General features: G+C 68.9%; 16 protein-coding genes. 7 read left to right on the top strand and 9 right to left on the bottom strand.

Going from position 1 to position 17,672, the window contains the following annotated elements; genetic code table 11:
- Positions 1-117: 117 nt before the first annotated feature.
- The 4 genes from hutU to hutI are packed head-to-tail and all read right to left on the bottom strand — an operon-like array spanning position 118 to position 5,394.
- A complete protein-coding gene (gene hutU, locus Q5Z10_RS13635) occupies positions 118-1,785 on the bottom strand; it encodes a urocanate hydratase (RefSeq protein ID WP_303635958.1) in 1,668 nt (555 codons plus the stop codon).
- Entirely contained in the window at positions 1,782-2,636 is an 855-nt protein-coding gene (gene hutG / locus Q5Z10_RS13630) for an N-formylglutamate deformylase (protein ID WP_303635957.1), read from the bottom strand. The genes hutU and hutG overlap by 4 nt, the downstream gene beginning before the upstream one ends.
- Entirely contained in the window at positions 2,633-4,174 is a 1,542-nt protein-coding gene (gene hutH / locus Q5Z10_RS13625; protein WP_303635956.1) for a histidine ammonia-lyase, read from the bottom strand. Before hutH ends, hutG begins: the two co-directional genes overlap by 4 nt.
- Positions 4,171-5,394, bottom strand: a complete 1,224-nt coding sequence (gene hutI / locus Q5Z10_RS13620; RefSeq protein WP_303635955.1) for an imidazolonepropionase — start codon at positions 5,392-5,394, stop codon at positions 4,171-4,173. Before hutI ends, hutH begins: the two co-directional genes overlap by 4 nt.
- 67 nt (positions 5,395-5,461) lie before the next feature.
- Between hutI and Q5Z10_RS13615 the strand changes: the two genes are divergently transcribed.
- Together Q5Z10_RS13615 and hutC are read left to right on the top strand one after the other, a co-directional pair.
- Positions 5,462-6,832, top strand: a complete 1,371-nt coding sequence (locus tag Q5Z10_RS13615) for a formimidoylglutamate deiminase (RefSeq protein WP_303635954.1) — start codon at positions 5,462-5,464, stop codon at positions 6,830-6,832.
- Positions 6,833-6,859: 27 nt separating this feature from the next.
- Positions 6,860-7,588 carry a histidine utilization transcriptional repressor HutC gene (gene hutC, locus Q5Z10_RS13610; protein WP_303635953.1) on the top strand — a complete coding sequence of 243 codons (729 nt, stop codon included), beginning with the start codon at positions 6,860-6,862 and terminating at the stop codon, positions 7,586-7,588.
- 45 nt (positions 7,589-7,633) lie between these two features.
- Here hutC and Q5Z10_RS13605 read toward each other — a convergent pair whose 3' ends face one another.
- The 3 genes from Q5Z10_RS13605 to Q5Z10_RS13595 form a co-directional block, all read right to left on the bottom strand.
- Positions 7,634-8,656: a restriction endonuclease gene (locus Q5Z10_RS13605; protein ID WP_303635952.1), complete on the bottom strand. Its 1,023-nt coding sequence runs from the start codon at positions 8,654-8,656 to the stop codon at positions 7,634-7,636.
- Between the two features lie 236 nt (positions 8,657-8,892).
- The gene (locus Q5Z10_RS13600; protein WP_303635951.1) at positions 8,893-9,384 is read right to left on the bottom strand and encodes a phasin family protein; all 492 of its coding nucleotides are present in this window, start codon (positions 9,382-9,384) and stop codon (positions 8,893-8,895) included.
- An 80-nt stretch (positions 9,385-9,464) separates the two neighbouring features.
- Positions 9,465-9,740 (bottom strand): polyhydroxyalkanoic acid system family protein, encoded by a 276-nt coding sequence (locus tag Q5Z10_RS13595; protein WP_303635950.1) that lies wholly within the window; start codon positions 9,738-9,740, stop codon positions 9,465-9,467.
- A 125-nt stretch (positions 9,741-9,865) separates the two neighbouring features.
- Between Q5Z10_RS13595 and Q5Z10_RS13590 the strand changes: the two genes are divergently transcribed.
- The 4 genes from Q5Z10_RS13590 (at position 9,866) to aroA (ending at position 14,587) form a co-directional block, all read left to right on the top strand.
- Positions 9,866-10,675, top strand: a complete 810-nt coding sequence (locus Q5Z10_RS13590) for an FHA domain-containing protein (protein ID WP_303635949.1) — start codon at positions 9,866-9,868, stop codon at positions 10,673-10,675.
- A 194-nt stretch (positions 10,676-10,869) separates the two neighbouring features.
- Positions 10,870-11,955 carry a 3-phosphoserine/phosphohydroxythreonine transaminase gene (gene serC, locus Q5Z10_RS13585; protein ID WP_303635948.1) on the top strand — a complete coding sequence of 362 codons (1,086 nt, stop codon included), beginning with the start codon at positions 10,870-10,872 and terminating at the stop codon, positions 11,953-11,955.
- A 51-nt stretch (positions 11,956-12,006) separates the two neighbouring features.
- The gene (pheA, locus tag Q5Z10_RS13580; RefSeq protein ID WP_303635947.1) at positions 12,007-13,206 is read left to right on the top strand and encodes a prephenate dehydratase; all 1,200 of its coding nucleotides are present in this window, start codon (positions 12,007-12,009) and stop codon (positions 13,204-13,206) included.
- Between the two features lie 73 nt (positions 13,207-13,279).
- Positions 13,280-14,587: a 3-phosphoshikimate 1-carboxyvinyltransferase gene (gene aroA / locus Q5Z10_RS13575; protein ID WP_303635946.1), complete on the top strand. Its 1,308-nt coding sequence runs from the start codon at positions 13,280-13,282 to the stop codon at positions 14,585-14,587.
- 286 nt (positions 14,588-14,873) lie between these two features.
- Here aroA and Q5Z10_RS13570 read toward each other — a convergent pair whose 3' ends face one another.
- Together Q5Z10_RS13570 and Q5Z10_RS13565 are read right to left on the bottom strand one after the other, a co-directional pair.
- Complete coding sequence (locus Q5Z10_RS13570) at positions 14,874-15,440, bottom strand: energy transducer TonB (protein WP_303635945.1); 567 nt, start codon at positions 15,438-15,440, stop codon at positions 14,874-14,876.
- Between the two features lie 117 nt (positions 15,441-15,557).
- The gene (locus Q5Z10_RS13565; RefSeq protein ID WP_303635944.1) at positions 15,558-16,199 is read right to left on the bottom strand and encodes an energy transducer TonB; all 642 of its coding nucleotides are present in this window, start codon (positions 16,197-16,199) and stop codon (positions 15,558-15,560) included.
- Positions 16,200-16,312: 113 nt separating this feature from the next.
- On the opposite strand from Q5Z10_RS13565, the gene serS reads away from it, so the two are divergent.
- Positions 16,313-17,593, top strand: a complete 1,281-nt coding sequence (serS, locus tag Q5Z10_RS13560; protein WP_303635943.1) for a serine--tRNA ligase — start codon at positions 16,313-16,315, stop codon at positions 17,591-17,593.
- The last annotated feature ends 79 nt before the right edge of the window (positions 17,594-17,672 follow it).

Genomic DNA, 17,672 nt, shown 5'->3' with positions numbered 1-17,672 from the left:
GCGCATGGTGGTCACGCTGAGAGACGGGGTCAAGCAGTGAGCCGAGCATGGCTCGGCTCTACAGGAGTTTCCCGTAGCGCCGGGCCGTGCCCGGCGGCAATCATCCCGGTGGTTGGATCAGCCGAGAATCCCCGGCAGATCCAGCCCCTTCTCCTTCGCGCACTCCACCGCGATCTCATACCCGGCATCGGCATGGCGCATCACGCCGGTGGCCGGGTCGTTCCACAGCACGCGGCCGATGCGCTTGGCTGCGGCTTCGGTGCCGTCGCAGACAATCACCATGCCGGCGTGCTGCGAGAAGCCCATGCCGACGCCGCCGCCGTGGTGCAGCGACACCCAGGTGGCACCGCTGGCGGTGTTGAGCAGGGCGTTCAGCAGCGGCCAGTCAGAGACCGCATCGGAGCCGTCGGCCATCGCTTCGGTCTCGCGGTTCGGCGAAGCGACGCTGCCGCTGTCCAGGTGGTCGCGGCCGATCACCACCGGCGCCTTCAGTTCGCCGTTGGCGACCATCTCGTTGAAGGCCAGGCCGAGGCGATCGCGGTCGCCCAGACCCACCCAGCAGATACGCGCCGGCAGGCCCTGGAACTTGATCTTCTCGGCGGCCATGTCCAGCCAGCGGTGCAGGTGCGGGTTGTCCGGAATCAGCTCCTTCACCTTGGCATCGGTCCTGGCGATGTCTTCCGGATCGCCGCTCAGTGCGGCCCAGCGGAACGGGCCGATGCCGCGGCAGAACAGCGGGCGGATGTATGCAGGCACGAAGCCGGGGAAGTCGAAGGCGTTGGCCACGCCTTCCTCCAGCGCCATCTGCCGCAGGTTGTTGCCGTAGTCCACGGTCGGCACGCCCAGCGCGTGGAAGCCGAGCATGGCGCGGATGTGGTTGGCCATCGACGCGCGCGCGGCCTTCTCCACGTCCTTCGGCGCACTCACGCGCTTCTCATCCCACTGTTCGACGGTCCAGCCCTGCGGCAGGTAGCCGTTCACCGGGTCGTGCGCGGAGGTCTGGTCGGTCAGCAGGTCCGGCTTCACGCCGCGCTTGAGCAGTTCGGCGAGCACGTCGGCCACATTGCCGAGCAGGCCCACCGACTTCGGCGTACCCGCCTTGCACGATTCGTCGATCAGGCGCAGCGCTTCGTCCAGGTTGTCGGTCCAGGTATCCAGGTAGCCGGTGCGCAGGCGCATGTCGATGCTGCTCCTGCGGCACTCGACGGCCAGGCAGGAGGCGCCGGCCATCACGGCGGCCAGCGGCTGCGCGCCGCCCATGCCGCCGAGGCCGCCGGTGAACAGCCACTTCCCGGTCAGGTCACCACCGAAGTGCTGGCGACCCATCTCCACGAAGGTCTCGTAGGTGCCCTGCACGATGCCCTGCGCGCCGATGTAGATCCAGCTGCCGGCGGTCATCTGGCCGTACATGGCCAGGCCCTTCTTGTCCAATTCGTTGAAGTGGTCCCAGTTGGCCCAGCGCGGCACCAGGTTGGAATTGGCGATCAGCACGCGCGGCGCATCGGCATGGGTGCGGAACACGCCCACCGGCTTGCCGGACTGCACCAGCAGGGTCTGGTCATCGTCCAGGCGCTTGAGCGTTTCGACGATGGCGTCGAAGCTCTCCCAGTCGCGCGCGGCGCGGCCGATGCCGCCGTACACCACCAGTTCCTGCGGCCGCTCGGCCACGTCCGGGTGCAGGTTGTTCATCAGCATGCGCAGCGGCGCTTCGGTCAGCCAGCTCTTGGCGTTCAGCGTGGTGCCGGTGGGCGCGGCGAGGGTGCGGGACGGGTCGTTGCGGGTCATGCGGCGCTCCGGTTCGTAGCGAATTCAAGGCAGGCGTTGAGCACCTGCGCCAGGGTGTGGCGCAGCGGTGCGGCGTGGTCGGGGTCGAGCGGGGTGGGCCAGCTGTGTTCGTCCACCTGGTCCGGCAGCGGCTCATGCATGTAGCCACGGCAGGCCAGTTCCATCTGCAGCGTGTGCACGCCGCCGGCGATGTTGCTGTAGTGGCGGGTGATCCAGCCGCCCTTGAAGCGGCCGTTGCGCACCTGGCTCATGCCGCTGAGCGCCAGCAGATTCTCCACCACGTCGCTCAGGGCGTTGTCGCAGGAGGTGTCCGGCGCGCCGGACGGACCGGCGGTGCCCAGGTTGAACTGCGGCAGCTCGCCGTCGAACAGGTGCGGAATGTGCGAGCGGATCGAGTGCGCGTCGTAGACCACCACGGTGCCGTGGCGTGCACGCAGGCGGGTGATCTGGGCTGCGAGCGCATCGTGGTACGGCGCGAAATAGGTGTCGCGGCGACGCGCGATCTCCGCCTCATCCGGTTCGCGGCCGGGGTGGTACAGCGGCTGGTTGTCGAAGGTGGTCAGCGGGCACAGGCCGGTGGTGTTCTGGCCCGGGTACAGCGAGACGCCACTGGGGTCGCGGTTGAGGTCGATCACCGAGCGCGAGATCGCCGAGCGCACCGTGGTCGCGCCCATGCCACGCACGAAGTCGTACAGCTCATGCACCCACCAGTCGGCATCGCGGCGCGCCAGCCACGGCGAGTGGTAATCGCCGATCAGGTCGTGCGGCAGCTCGCTGCCGGTGTGCGGGAAGCTGACGATCAGCGGGGCATCGCCCTCGTGCACGGTCAGCCATTCGGGACGGGGGCTCATGCCTGCGGTTCCACGGTCGGCAACAGATCGCCCAGGCCCTGTGCCAGCGCGCCGCTGCGTACCAGGTCGGTGGCGGTCACCATGTCCGGGTGGAAGTAGCGGTCTTCTTCCAGCGTCGGTACCTGTGCACGCAGGGTGGCGCGCACGCTTTCCAGCGCGGCGCTGGAGCGCAGCGGCGCATGGAAGTCGCAGCCCTGTGCGGCGGCCAGCAGTTCGATGCCGATCACGTTGGCCGCGTTCTCGGCCATCTGCATCAGCCGCCGTGCGCCGTGCGCGGCCATCGACACGTGGTCTTCCTGGTTGGCCGAGGTCGGAATGGAGTCGACGCTGGCCGGGTAGGCGCGCTGCTTGTTTTCAGACACCAGCGCGGCGGCGGTCACCTGCGGAATCATGAAACCGGAATTCAGGCCGGGGCGCGGGGTCAGGAACGCCGGCAGGCCGGACAGCGCCGGGTCCACCAGCATGGCCAGGCGGCGCTCGCTGATCGAACCGATCTCGCACACCGCCATCGCCAGCATGTCGGCGGCGAAGGCCACCGGCTCGGCGTGGAAGTTGCCGCCGGACAGCGCTTCGCCGGTATCGGTGAACACCAGCGGGTTGTCGGACACACCGTTGGCTTCGATTTCCAGCGTGGTCGCCGCCTGGCGCAGGATGTCCAGCGCTGCGCCCATCACCTGCGGCTGGCAGCGCAGGCAGTACGGATCCTGCACGCGCACGTCGTTGTCGCGGTGCGATTCGCGGATGTCCGAGCCCTGCATCAATGCACGCAGCGTCGCCGCCGTAGCGATCTGGCCGCGCTGGCCACGCAGGGCGTGGATGCGCGGGTCGAACGGCGTGTCAGAACCCTTGGCCGCTTCCACCGACAGCGCGCCGGTGACCAGCGCGGCCTGGAACACGGTCTCGATCTCGAACAGGCCGGCCAGCGCATACGCGGTGGAGAACTGGGTGCCGTTGAGCAGCGCCAGGCCTTCCTTCGCGCCCAGCTCGATCGGCTGCAGGCCGGCACGTGCCAGTGCGTCGGTCGCCGGCAGGCGTTCGTCACCGATGAAGGCTTCGCCGACGCCGAGCATCACGCTGGCCAGATGCGAAAGCGGGGCCAGGTCACCCGACGCACCCACCGAGCCCTGCGCCGGCACCACCGGCAGCACGCCCTTGATCAGCATGGCTTCCAGCAGCAGAAGGGTTTCCTCGCGCACGCCCGATGCGCCCTGGGCCAGGCTGACCAGCTTCAGCGCCATCATCAGCCGCACCACGCTGGCCGGCATCGGTTCACCGACACCTGCGGCATGCGACAGCACGATGTTCCGCTGCAGCGTGGCCAGGTCTTCGCGTTCGATGCGCACGCTGGCCAGCTTGCCGAAGCCGGTATTGATGCCGTACACCGGTGCGCCCTTGGCGACGATGGCAGCCACGGTGGCAGCGCTGGCGCGCACGGCCGGCAGCGCGGCCGGATCCAGCGCGAGCGGCGCACCGCGATAGGCCTGCCGCCACTGGGCGAGGGTGACATGGCCGGGGCGAAGAACCAGGGTGTTGCTCATGTGTTGCTCCAGGAGGCAGGCAGGTCGGGCTGCCCGCGCACCACGCGCGCGTGCAGCGGGTTGAATCCCATGCGATAGACCAGGTCGGCGGGCGCGTCGATGTCCCAGATCGCCAGGTCGCAGTCCATGCCCACGGCCAGGCGGCCGATGCGATCGGCGTGGCCCAGTGCGCGTGCCGCTTCCCGGGTGAAGCCGGCGATGCATTCGTCCACGGTCAGGCGGAACAGGGTGGCGCCCATGTTCATCGCCAGCAGCGGGCTGGTCAGCGGCGAGGTACCGGGGTTGCTGTCGGTGGCCAGGGCCAGCGGCACGCCGGCCGCACGCAGCGCGGCGATCGGGGGCAGGGTGGTATCGCGGGTGAAATAGAACGCGCCCGGCAGCAGCACGGCAACCGTGCCGGCCGCCGCCATCGCGGCGATACCGGCATCGTCGAGGTGTTCGATGTGGTCGGCCGACAGCGCCCCGAAGCCGGCCGCCAGTTCAGCGCCATGCTGGTTGCTCAACTGCTCGGCATGGATCTTCACCGCCAACCCGTTCGCGCGCGCCGCTTCGAAGACCTGGCGCGCCTGCGCGGGCGAGAACGCGATGTTCTCGCAGAAGATGTCCACCGCTTCGGCCAGGCCCTCGGCGGCAATGGCCGGAATCATCAGCGCACAGACCTCATCGATGTATTCCTGCGCCTCGCGGCCGGGCGGTACGGCATGCGCGCCGAGGAAGGTCGGCACGACGCTCACCTGGCATTCCGCACCCAGCGCACGCGCAACCTGCAGCTGCTTGCGCTCGTCGTCCAGGGTCAGCCCATAGCCGGATTTGATCTCGATCGTGGTCACGCCTTCGGCGCGCATCGCCAGCAGGCGCGGCCGGCTCTCGCGGGCCAGCTGTTCAGCGCTGGCGGCACGGGTGGCGCGCACGGTGGAGACGATGCCACCACCGGCGCGGGCGATGTCGGCATAGCTGACGCCCTGCAGGCGCTGTTCGAATTCGTTGGCGCGGTTGCCGGCGTAGACCAGGTGGGTGTGGCAGTCGATCAGGCCGGGTGAGATCCAGCGGCCTTCGCCGTCGATACGGGTGGTCGGCTGCAGCGGGGCCTCGCTGCCGGCCGGGCCGATGTGGACGATGCGGCCGTCGGCGCAGGCCAGCACCGCATCGCGCAGGACACCCAGCCCCTCGCCATCGAGGGTCATCAGGTGGACGTTGGACCAGAGGGTATCGACGTGCATGGCATCCACAACGCGGCTGTGCTTATATGTCTATACAATATAGGCGTCCATTTCGGGTTGTCCAGCCATGTCCGATTCGCGTTCCCCGCACTGCTTCCATGCCGCCCACGCCCTGCTTGCCGATGGCTGGGCCCGCGATGTCCGCCTGCAGGTGCGGGACGGACGCATTGCGGCCATCAGTGCCGGGCAGGAGGCGCACAGCGGCGATACCCGTGTCGGCGTGCTGGTGCCGGGGCTGCCCAACCTGCACAGCCACGCCTTCCAGCGCGGCATGGCGGGCCTGACCGAGATCGGCGGTGGCGATGGCGACAGCTTCTGGAGCTGGCGGGAACTGATGTACCGGTTCCTGGCCCATCTGCGCCCGGATGCCGTGCAGGCCATTGCCGCCCAGGCGTACATGGAGATGCTGGAAAGCGGCTTCACCCGCGTCGGCGAGTTCCACTACCTGCACCACGCTGCCGATGGCCGGCCGTATGCCAACCGCGCCGAAATGAGTGCGTGCATCGCCGCGGCGGCCGATCAGACCGGGATCGGCCTGACCCTGCTGCCGGTGTTCTATGCCCACGCCGATTTCGGTGGCGCGCCGCCGAACCCGGCCCAACGCCGCCTGATCCACGACGTGGAGGGCTTCGCGCAGCTGCTGGAGGCCGCCAAGCCGGCACTGGCCGCACTGCCCGACGCAGTGCTCGGCCTGGCACCGCACAGCCTGCGTGCGGTCACCGGCGAGGAACTGGGCGCGCTGCTGCCGCTGACGGAAGGCCCGGTGCACATCCATATCGCCGAACAGATGCGCGAGGTCGAGGCCTGCCTGGCCTGGAGTGGCCAGCGCCCGGTGCAGTGGCTGTACGAGCACGCGCCGGTGGATGCACGCTGGTGCCTGGTGCACGCCACCCACATCACCGACGACGAGCGCGCGGCCATCGTCGCCAGCCGGGCGGTGGCCGGCCTGTGCCCGATCACCGAAGCCAACCTCGGCGACGGCCTGTTCCCGATGCAGGCGTTCGCGCGCGAGGGCGGCCGCTTTGGCGTCGGGTCCGATTCCAATGTGCTGATCGATGCGGCCGAGGAACTGCGCCTGCTCGAATACGGCCAGCGCCTGGCCCTGCGCGGGCGCAACGTGCTGGCCCCGGATGCCACCCGCAGCAGCGCTCGGTTCCTGTTCGAAGGCGCACTGCACGGCGGTGCGCAGGCGCTGGGCGTGGTTGCCGGCCTGCAGCCTGGCGCCAGCGCCGATCTGCTCGAACTGGATGCCACGCACCCGGCCCTGCAGGCGCGTCAGGGTGACGCATGGCTTGACAGCTGGGTGTTCGCCGCACGTAATGGCGCGCTGCGATCGGTCTGGCGCCATGGCCGCCAGTGCGTGGCCGAGGGCCGCCACCTGCACCGCGAGGCGATTGCCAGCGCCTTCGCCACGGCCCTGCGCGGCGTGCTGGGCTGATCACCTCCCGCCAGTGAGACTCCCTACGTGAAGGCCAGCAAGTCCGCCACGCTCAACCAGCGCATCCGCAGCGATCTGGAAAGCCGCATCCTCAGCGGAGAGTGGGCGCCGGGCTTCCGCATCCCGTACGAGCATGAGCTGATGGAGCAGTACGGCTGCTCGCGGATGACGGTGAACAAGGTGCTGACCGCACTGGCCGAGAGCGGCATGATCGAGCGCCGCCGCCGCGCCGGTTCGTTCGTGGCGCGGCAGCCGCCGCACCTGGAACAGGTCGCGCTGGAGATTCCTGATATCGCGATGGAAGTGGGTTCGCGCGGCCACCAGTATGGCTACCGCCTGCTGCAGCGCGAACTGCGCCTGGCCGATGCCGGCAATGCCGGCGAAGTGGAGCTGGCCGGCAGCGAGCAGCTGCTGGCGATGCGCTGCCTGCATCTGGCCGATGGCCGTCCCCTGGCACTGGAACATCGGCTGATCAGCCCGGTGGGCGTGCCGGACGTGCTGCAGGTGGACTTCACCACCACGGCGCCGGGCAGCTGGCTGCTGCAGAACGTGTCCTGGACGCGCGCCCAGCACCGCATCAGCGCCTGGGGCGCCGACACCGCCACCGCCAGGCTGCTGGAGGTGAAGCCGGGCACCGCGTGTCTGGTCATCGAGCGCCTCACCTGGCGGGGTGACCAGCCGATTACCCGCGTGCGGCAGATGTTCCTGGGCGATGCGTGGGACCTGGTGGCGCGCTTCGCGCCAGGTGGTCGATAGGGGCGCATCCACGCCTGGCGTGGCGCTGCCGGTTCCCTGCCCGATTCAATACGTGGCGCACTGCCGCCAGCGCACCGGCTCATCCACGCCCGGGCGCGCGTTGAGCTGCACGCGCACGTTGCGCAGGGCGGGGTAGCGCAGCACTTCCTGGCAGACCCGCGGCCAGACCGTTTCCAGTTCCCCGGTGCGGTTGATGGCCAGGGTCTGCCGGGTCAGCCAGACGCCGCTGGCGATGCCGGACTGGCCGGCCAGCGCGCGGGCCAGCTCGGCCTGGTAACGATCCAGCGTCGCCGCGTCCGGGTTCGGGTTGCTGCGTGGATCGGCGGTGGTTGCGGTGGCGGCGGCTGCCGCTGGCGGCGCTGCGCCGGCGGTGCCAGCGTCTCTGGCCGCTGCAACCGGCGCAGCGGGCGCTGCAACCGGTGCCGCAGGCGGTGCTGCGACCCGTGGGGCCGGCGCCGCAGCCGGGTCCTCCATGCGCAGGCCCTGCAGGCCCAGCCCGACCAGCAGGCCCAGCGTTACCGCACCCAGCGCCGCAATGGCGATACGGCGCAGCGCTTCATGGCGTGCGCTGGCGCGGATGCGCGTTTCAATATCGGCCGGCAGATAGGGCTGCAGCAAAGGCCACAGCCGGGGCCCGTCCAGCACTTCCACCGCCTGCTTCTCGGCCGCTCCCGACCCGTCACGCTCGACCCGGCCTTCGGTGATCAGCACACCGCCCCTGGCGCCGGACAGGCGCGCGGCAGCCCCCAGTTCGTTCACCGCTGCGGTGCCGATGCGGTAGGCCAGGCCGTGCTTGCACGACACCAGCCAGGTATTGGGACCATCGCTGAGCAGGAAATCGCTGCTCGGCTCACGGTTCTCGTCGGTCGGGTCGTGCAGTTCGCGCAGGCCGCGCTGCTCGCTCAGCATGCGCTTGATCAGCGTCGAGAACTCGCGCCAGTGCATGCCCGCCAGGGCCTGCAGGCCCAGTTGCATCTCGGTGCGCCGGCGCTTGATCCACCACAGATAGACAATGGCCAGGGTGCAGATGAGCAGGGCCGACAGCAGGGCCAGAATCCAGGGAAGCATGCAGGGCGACGACGGAAGGGGCGAAAACGGAAGCAGACAGTGTAAAGCGGCGGCTGGCTGCTTGCGTCAGGACGTTCCCGACAGGAACCGTGATGCAGCCCGCAGATCAGCATGTGGCGGGCACGAAAAAACCCGCCAATCCTGAAGCCGTGAGGGGAGGGAACAAACGGCAGCCGAAGCGATTGGCGGGTTCCACGCGATTGTCAACGAAAATTTATTGCATTGCAACAATCGGTTCAGGGGGTGCTGCCCGGGGCCTGGTGGCTGCCCGGCGAGGGGGCATCGATATCGGCCGACGCCCGGTGTTCCAGTTTGGCCAGGCGCGCGCTGAGGGCATCCAGGCGCGCTTCCAGGGCGGCCACTTCATCGGCGGTGGGCACGCGCAGGCGCTTGAGCACGCCCTGCACCTGGTCATCAAATGCCTTTTCGACCTTGGTCCAGGTGCCGGAGGCTTTTTCACGCGCCTCGTCCAGCGAATGCTCCACGTTGTCGCGCCAGCCGGGCTCCTGCTCACCGGCACGTTCGCGGCGGCGCGCTTCCCAGGCTTCGCCTTCCTTCACCAGGCCATCGAAGAAGCGGCCACCTTCGGCCTGTGCACGGCCCAGCGCGCCGAGCCCGGCCAGCCAGACCTGCTGTGCCGAATCACTCAGCCTGCGCGAAAAGCGCTCGGCCTGGTCGCCAAAGGAGGCATCGTCATCGCGGCGGTCGTCATTCTCGTAACGGTTCATCGCATTTCCCGGGGAGTTGGGCCTGCCCCCGAGAGTAGCGCGCGCCGACGTTGCTGGGCCGTGACGGCCGCAGCGCAGGTTCAGCCCAGCTTTTCCTTCAGCACGCGCTGGATTTCGCTTTCCACCATGCCCTTCATCGCCGACAGCAGGAAGCCGAGCTTGGCCGTCACGCGTACCGCGCCCGGCTGCAGTTCGATCGCGCCGTCCACGCCGCTGCCCGAGAAATTCAGCACGTCCGCGGTCCACGACGACTTCAGGCCGAAGCGCTCGCCCAGCTTGGCGGCAACCTGTTCGATCGCCTCGCGGGCCTGGGCGTCGGGCAGGGCGTGGGCGTGGCGGACATCGATGGTGGACATGCAGGCTCCTGGCGCAGGGCGGGGATGATCAGAGAGGGCGAGCATTGTGCGCATCCGGCAGGCCTGCGCCAAGCGCTCATCGCAGGTTCTTCTTCGTTGGCGGCCAACCTGCTAGTCTGCGCCGCGTGCAGAACCTGCTTGTTCACTTCAGTCAACAACAACAGCCCGACCAGCCGCTGCGGCCCGGGGTGCAACGCATCGTGCGCCAGGCCAACGGCAGCGTACGCCTGGGCGATGCCGGCAACGGCGCGCTGTTGCTGGCGCAGTTCTGCATGGATGATCGCGGTCTCTGGCTGCAGGTCGGCAACGGCATCCGCGGCATCCACGTGAACGGCCGGCCGGTGCGGCGCATGGCGCTGCTGCGGGCCGGCGACGCGGTGTACGTGGATGGCGTGGAAATGGTGCTGCAGGGCGAGGTCGAGACGCTGCTGCAGGCCCCTGCGCCGGCTGCGGGCGGCGACGGCAGCGGGGACGAACAGCGCCTGCTGCGCGGCGTCGGCGGTCTTCACCACGGGCGCAGCTTCACCCTGGCCCGTTCCCGGGTGATCGGCCGCGGCGGCGAAGCCGATATCGAAATCGACGAACCTGCGTTTGCCGAACAGCACGCGCGCGTGGAAGTGCACGCAGAGCGGGTGCTGCTGCGCGATCTGGGCAGCACCGACGGCACCCGGGTCAACGGCGTGCCGGTCCGCCACTGCTGGCTGCAGGCGGGCGATCAGCTGGTGTTCGATGGCCAGCACCGGTTCGTGCTGGAAGTGCCGCACGACCCGCGCCGGCGACCGCCGGTCACCGACGACGAGGGCAGCGACGAGGCCGAGCTGGCACCGGTGGCGCCGATGCCGCAACGGCGGGTCCGGCGCTGGCCGTGGCTGCTGGGCAGCGCCTTGCTGCTGGCTGCAGTGCTCAGCCTGCTGCTCTGGTTCGGCGCACGCTGAACCTGATCGGCCGGGCCTGACCCGGTGCCGGCGCCCCGCGCAGCCGCTTGAGCGGCCCGGCGCATTGCCCGCCGCAGCGGGCACGGTCTTCCGCGCGGCAAATGGATTCCAATGAAACCAAATTTCCCTTGCCGCACAAGGCCGCAAGGCTGGTGCACTGCGGCATACTAGAGGTCTTGCCCCACAGGTGTGACATGACGCGCGCGTTCAACTTCAGTGCCGGCCCCGCAACCTTGCCGGAATCGGTCCTGCGCCAGGCGCAGGCGGAAATGCTGGACTGGCACGGGAGCGGTGCCTCGATCGTGGAAATGAGCCACCGCGGCCCGGAGTTCATGTCCGTGGCAGCCGAGGCCGAGGCCGATCTGCGCCGCCTGCTCGACATTCCCCAGGACTATGCGGTGCTGTTCCTGCCCGGCGGTGCCACCACCCAGCAGGCGCTGATTCCGCTCAACTTCGCCAGCCCCGGCCAGCGTGCCGACTACGTGGTCAGCGGCCACTGGGGCAGGACCGCGGTGAAGCAGGCCAGCCCCTACCTGGACGTCAACATCGCCGCCAGCAGCGAGGCCGAGGGCTATCGCCAGCTGCCCGAGCGCAGCGGCTGGCAGCTCTCGCCGGATGCTGCCTACGTGCACATCACCGCCAACGAGACCATCCACGGGGTCGAGTTCCGTGATGTGCCCGATACCGGAAGTATTCCGCTGGTGGCCGACTTCAGCTCGTCCATCGCCAGCGAACCGCTGGATGTGCGCCGCTACGGCGTGATCTATGCCGGCGCGCAGAAGAACCTGGGCCCGGTCGGCATCGCGGTGATGATCATCCGCCGTGATCTGCTGGAGCGCGGCGGCCAGCCACGCGCGGACATCTTCGATTACCGTTCGCACGTTGCCCGCGATTCCATGCTCAACACCCCGCCCACCTGGAACTGGTACCTGGCCGGGCTCGTGTTCAAGTGGATGCTGGCCGAAGGCGGCGTGGTCGAGTTCGCCAGTCGCAACGCGGCCAAGGCCGCGCTGGTGTACGGCGCGATCGATGCGTCGGGCGGTTTCTACCGCAACGAGGTGGCCCCTTCGGCACGGTCGCGGATGAACATTCCGTTCTTCCTGCCCAGCGCCGACCTCGACGCCCGCTTTGTCACCGACGCCAAGGCCGCCGGCCTGCTGGCGCTGAAGGGGCACAAGGTGGTCGGGGGCATCCGCGCCTCGCTGTACAACGCCATGCCGCTGGCCGGTGCCGAGGCGCTGGTCGCCTTCATGGCCGATTTCCAGCAGCGACACGGCTGAGCAACGAACGGCGCGCACCGTCGGGTGCGTGCCCCGCACCAAGGAATTCCGATGGCAAGCAGCAAATCCAGCAAGAAGGCGCCGAAGAAGGCCGAAGCGGCCAAGCCTGTGGCCGCCTCCGAGGCCAAGGCCAAGTCAAAATCGAAGGCGACGCCGGCACCCACCCAGGCGCCGCTGGCGCTGGCCGACGTGCGCTCGAAGATCGACCAGATCGACCGTGACATCCAGAGCCTGATCGCCGAGCGCGCGCAGTTTGCCCACCAGGTCGGCAAGGCCAAGGGCAAGCTGGCTGCGGCGGTGGACTACTACCGCCCCGAACGCGAAGCGCAGGTGCTGCGCATGGTGGTGGACCGCAATGAAGGCCCGCTCAGCGATGAACTGCTGGTGCATGTCTATCGCGAAATCATGTCGGCCTGCCTGGCCCAGCAGGAGCCGCTGAAGATCGGCTACCTCGGTCCGGAAGGCACCTTCAGCCAGCAGGCCGTGCTCAAGCACTTCGGCCGCTCGGCGCTGGGCCTGCCGATGGCCAGCATCGAGGAAGTGTTCCAGGAAGTGGAAGCGGGCAATGCCGATTTCGGCGTGGTGCCGGTGGAGAACTCGGGGCAGGGCACCATCCAGATCACCCTGGACATGTTCCTGACCTCCAACCTGAAGATCTGCGGTGAAGTGGAACTGCGCGTGCAGCAGTACCTGATGTCGCGCAGCGGCCGCATCGAGGACATCGAACGTGTGTACGGCCACCCGCAGTCCTTCATGCAGACCTCGGCATGGATGCGCGCCAACCTGCCCAAGGCCGAGAAGATTCCGGTAGCCAGCAACGCCGAGGGCGCGCGCCGTGCGCGCAATGCCGACGATGCGGCTGCGATTGGCGGCGAAAGCGCCGGCCACGTGTACGGCCTGAAGAAGGTGGTCACCAAGCCGATCCAGAACGATGCCGACAACACCACCCGTTTCCTGGTGGTGGGCCGCACCATCTTCCCGACCTCCGGCCACGACCGCACCTCGGTGCTGGTGTTCATCCATGACAAGCCGGGCGCGCTGTTCGACGTGCTCAGCCCGTTCGCCCGCCACGGCATCAGCATGAACCGCATCGAGTCGCGTCCCTCGCACCACGGCAAGTGGGAGTACGGCTTCTTCATCGACCTGGCCGGCCACATCGACGATGCGCCGATGCAGGCTGCGCTGGCCGAACTGGAAGCACACTCGGCGCAGATCAAGGTGCTCGGTTCCTATCCGGTGGCCGTGCCCTGATTCCTGTTGCGATGGCTGCGGCCACCGCCCCTGATGCACCGCCGGCAACCGGCGTTTACGGAACGATCGAACGATGAGCAACGCGCAGCACTGGATTGCCCGCAAGGGCCAGCCCCTGCAGGGCAGCCTGACCATTCCCGGCGACAAGTCGGTCTCGCATCGCTCGGTGATGTTCGCCGCGCTGGCCGATGGCACCTCGCATATCGAGGGCTTCCTGGAAGGCGAAGACACCCGCGCCACCGCGCGCATCTTCAGCCAGCTGGGCGTGCGTATCGAAACGCCCAGTCCGTCGCAGCGGATCGTGCACGGCGTGGGCATCGACGGCCTGAAGGCGCCGGACGCACCGCTGGACTGCGGCAACGCCGGCACCGGCATGCGCCTGCTGGCCGGCCTGCTGGCGGGTCAGGCGTTCGACTGCACGCTGGTGGGCGATGAATCACTGTCCGGCCGCCCGATGCGTCGTGTCACCGGCCCGCTGTCGCAGATGGGCGCGAAGATCGACACCGAAAGCGATGGCACCCCGCCGCTGCGCGTGCATGGCGGCCAGGCACTGCACGGCATCGATTTCGCCTCGCCGGTGGCCAGCGCCCAGATCAAATCGGCGGTGCTGCTGGCCGGCCTGTACGCGCAGGGCGAAACCTCTGTGCTCGAACCGCATCCCACCCGCGATTACACCGAGCGCATGCTGTCCGCCTTCGGCGTGGACATCACGTTCTCGCCGGGCAAGGCGCGCCTGCGCGGCGGCCAGCGCCTGCGTGCCACCGATATCGTGGTGCCGGCGGACTTCTCCTCGGCTGCGTTCTTCCTGGTCGCGGCCAGCATTATCCCCGGCTCCGAACTGCGCCTGTGCCAGGTCGGCCTGAATCCGCGCCGTACCGGCCTGTTGCAGGCGCTGCGCCTGATGGGCGCCGACATCACCGAGGAGAATCCGGCAGAGCAGGGCGGGGAGCCGGTGGCTGATCTGGTGGTGCGCTACGCGCCGCTGAAGGGCGCGCGCATTCCCGAGGCGCTGGTGCCGGACATGATCGACGAGTTTCCGGCGCTGTTCGTGGCCGCCGCCGCCGCCCAAGGCCAGACCGTGGTCACCGGCGCCGCCGAACTGCGGGTGAAGGAGTCCGATCGCCTGGCGGCGATGGCGACCGGCCTGCGCGCGCTGGGCATGCAGGTGGATGAAACCGAAGACGGCGCCACCCTGCACGGCGGCGCACGCCTGGGCAGCGGCATTATCGAAAGCCACGGTGACCACCGCATCGCCATGGCCTTCGCCATTGCCGGCCAGATCAGCGATGGCGAGGTACGCATCAACGACATCGCCAACGTCGCCACGTCCTTCCCGGATTTCGACGGCCTGGCGCGCAGTGCCGGGTTCAACCTGGCCTGAGGCAACAGCGCCGCTGCGGAATGCATCCGCGCGCGTACCGCCCGGTAGCGCCGGGCCATGCCCGGCGGAATGCATCCGCGCGCGTACCGCCCGGTAGCGCCGGGCCATGGCCGGCGGAATGCATCCGCACGCATACCGCTCGGTAGCGCCGGGCCATGCCCGGCGGAATACATCCGCGCGCGTACCGCTCGGTAGCGCCGGGCCATGCCCGGCGGAATCCCAACCCGCGCGCAAAAAAGACGGAGGCCGGAGCCTCCGTCGAACATCACGAACCCCTCGTCCGCGATCAACGCTGTTCGGTACGGAAATCCACCGGCACGCGCACCACGCTGGCCACAGCGCGGCCATTGTGCACCGCCGGTTCGAACTTCCAGCCCTGCACGGTGCTCAGCACCGCGCGGTCCAGGTCGCGGCTGCGCTCGCCGCTGCGCGAAACGATCGCCGCGTCGGTGACGTTGCCGCGGGTATCCACGTTCAGGCTGGCGACCACGCTGCCCTGCACGCCGCTGCGCAGCGCCGCAGCCGGGTAGGCCGGCTTGCTGTTGCTGGCCAGCGGGCGCGCTTCACGGTTGCGCAGTGCCGGCGCCGCCTTGCGCTGACTCGTCGCCGGCGCGGCCTGGCGGGCGGCCGGCGGCGCGGTTGCCACCGGTGTTTCGGTTGCCGGCAGCATGCGCTCGCCCACCGGGGCGGGCGCCACGTCATCATGGTTGGCCAAGCGCAGCCACATGAAGGCGGCCGCGAACATCGCCACGATCAGCGCCAGCCACAACCACGGCGACGTGGGCGTGTTCGACACCGTGCCGTCCTGCTGCCGCTGCGGCGAATGGAGGTTTTCATGGGTGGTGGCAGTCATCGCAAACTCCTCGGTCGGTAACGACGCCCAGAGTCTTGCCCGACCCGACGTAGCGGTGTGTCACCGCTGCGTCAACGCTGCCGCCAGGGTTCAGTTTTGCCGCCGGGAAGCGTTCAGTTACTGCGGCTTGAAGTCAAAGGGCACTTCAATGCTGCCCGGCACCGGCTGGCCATTGCTGACGGCCGGACTGAAGCGCCAGCGACGCACCGCATCGGTGGCGGCGCGGTCGAGCTCACGCGAGCCACTGCGCTGGATCACCGTCACGTTGTTCGGGTAGCCGGTCGCGTCCACCTCCACGCGCACCACCACGCTGCCCGCTTCGCCACGGCGCAGCGCCGCGGCCGGGTAGGCCGGTGGCGGCGACTGGCCGGCAATCGGCATCGGCTGCGCATTGGCGGTCGCTGCTGCGGGGCTGCCCGGCGCGGCCGGCGCCGGCTCGGCGATGGCCGGCGGGGGCGGCGGCGCGGTTTCCACCAGCTTCGGTGCGTCCTCTTCCGCGATCGGTGCGGGCTTGGCGTCGGGCATGTCGCTGGAGCCGGCGGCAGCGGCCAGCGGTTCCGGCAGCGGTTCGACCTGGGCGGTTTCCTGCGGCGTCTGTACGGCCGGGTCGGCACGGAAGAATTCCTTGTCGCGGCCGGTCAGCCAGACCAGCACGAACAGCAGGATGCCGACACCGAAGGCGATGCCGGCAATCTTCAGGGCGTTGCGCGGAATGTGGACGGTGAACGACTTGGCGGACGACGAGCGGGGAGCAGACATGGACCGGACCAGTACGGAATGGCTCGATTCTGCCACGGCCGGAATGAACCGGGCGGCAGAAATCCGTATAACAGGCGATAATCCCGTTCCTGATACCCACCACGACACCTGCCATGCTTGATCCAGCCCTGCTCCGCCACCAGCCCGCCGACCTCGCCGAACGCCTGCGCAGCAGCCGCGGTTTCGAGCTCGACGTGTCTGCCCTGGAGTCCCTGGAGGCCGATCGCAAGCGCATCCAGGTGCGGACCCAGGAGCTGCAGAGCCTGCGCAACAGCCGTTCCAAGGCCATCGGCCAGGCCAAGGCCAAGGGCGAGGACGTCTCGGCCATCATGGCCGAGGTCGCCGCCTTCGCCGACGAGCTGAAGGCCTCGGAAGTGGCGCTGGACGAGCTGCGCGAAAAGATCGATGCGATCTCGATGGGCATCCCGAACCTGCCGGCCGATGACGTGCCGGCCGGCGCCGACGAGAACGACAACGTCGAGCAGGCGCGCTGGGGAACCCCGCGCCAGTTCGACTTCCAGGTGCTGGACCACGTCGAACTGGGCGCCCGCAATGGCTGGCTGGACGGCGAGACCGCGGCCAAGCTGTCCGGCTCGCGCTTCACCGTGCTGCGTGGCCCGATCGCGCGCCTGCACCGCGCCCTGGCCCAGTTCATGCTGGACCTGCACGCCGGCGAACACGGCTACGAAGAAACCAACGTGCCGCTGCTGGTCAACGCCGATTCGCTGCGTGGCACCGGCCAGCTGCCGAAGTTCGAGGACGACCTGTTCAAGACCGCCGTGGGCGATTCCACGCGCTACCTGATCCCGACCTCGGAAGTGCCGCTGACCAACCTGGTGCGCGACGAGATTGTCGACGCCGAGCGCCTGCCGCTGCGCGTGACCGCCCACTCGATGTGCTTCCGCGCAGAGGCCGGCAGCGGCGGCCGTGACGTGCGCGGCATGATCCGCCAGCACCAGTTCGAGAAGGTCGAGCTGGTGTCGATCTGCCGCCCGGAAGACAGCGACGCCGAGCACACCCGCATGACCCGCTGCGCCGAAGTGGTGCTGGAAAAGCTGGGCCTGCCGTACCGCAAGGTGCTGCTGTGCACCGGCGACATGGGCTTCTCGGCGATCAAGACCTACGACCTGGAAGTCTGGCTGCCCTCGCAGAACACCTACCGCGAGATCAGCTCGTGCTCCAACACCGGTGATTTCCAGGCCCGTCGCATGCAGGCCCGCTGGCGCAACCCCGCCACCGGCAAGCCGGAGCTGGTGCACACCCTGAACGGCTCGGGCGTGGCGGTTGGCCGCGCGATGATCGCGGTGATGGAGAACTACCAGAACGCCGATGGCAGCATCACCGTGCCCGAGGCCCTGCGCCCGTACATGGGTGGACTGGAAACCATCGGTTGACGCCGGTAGCGCCGGGCCATGCCCGGCGTTTTTGGGGTGGGGACCCGCGCATGGCGTGGATCTACCGTCTGTAGTAGAT

The sequence above is a fragment of the Stenotrophomonas sp. 704A1 genome, from assembly GCF_030549525.1.
Classification (GTDB): domain Bacteria; phylum Pseudomonadota; class Gammaproteobacteria; order Xanthomonadales; family Xanthomonadaceae; genus Stenotrophomonas; species Stenotrophomonas tuberculopleuritidis.
The sequence above is the reverse complement of the archived record's forward strand: the minus strand, read 5'-3'. Positions and strand labels throughout refer to the sequence as shown.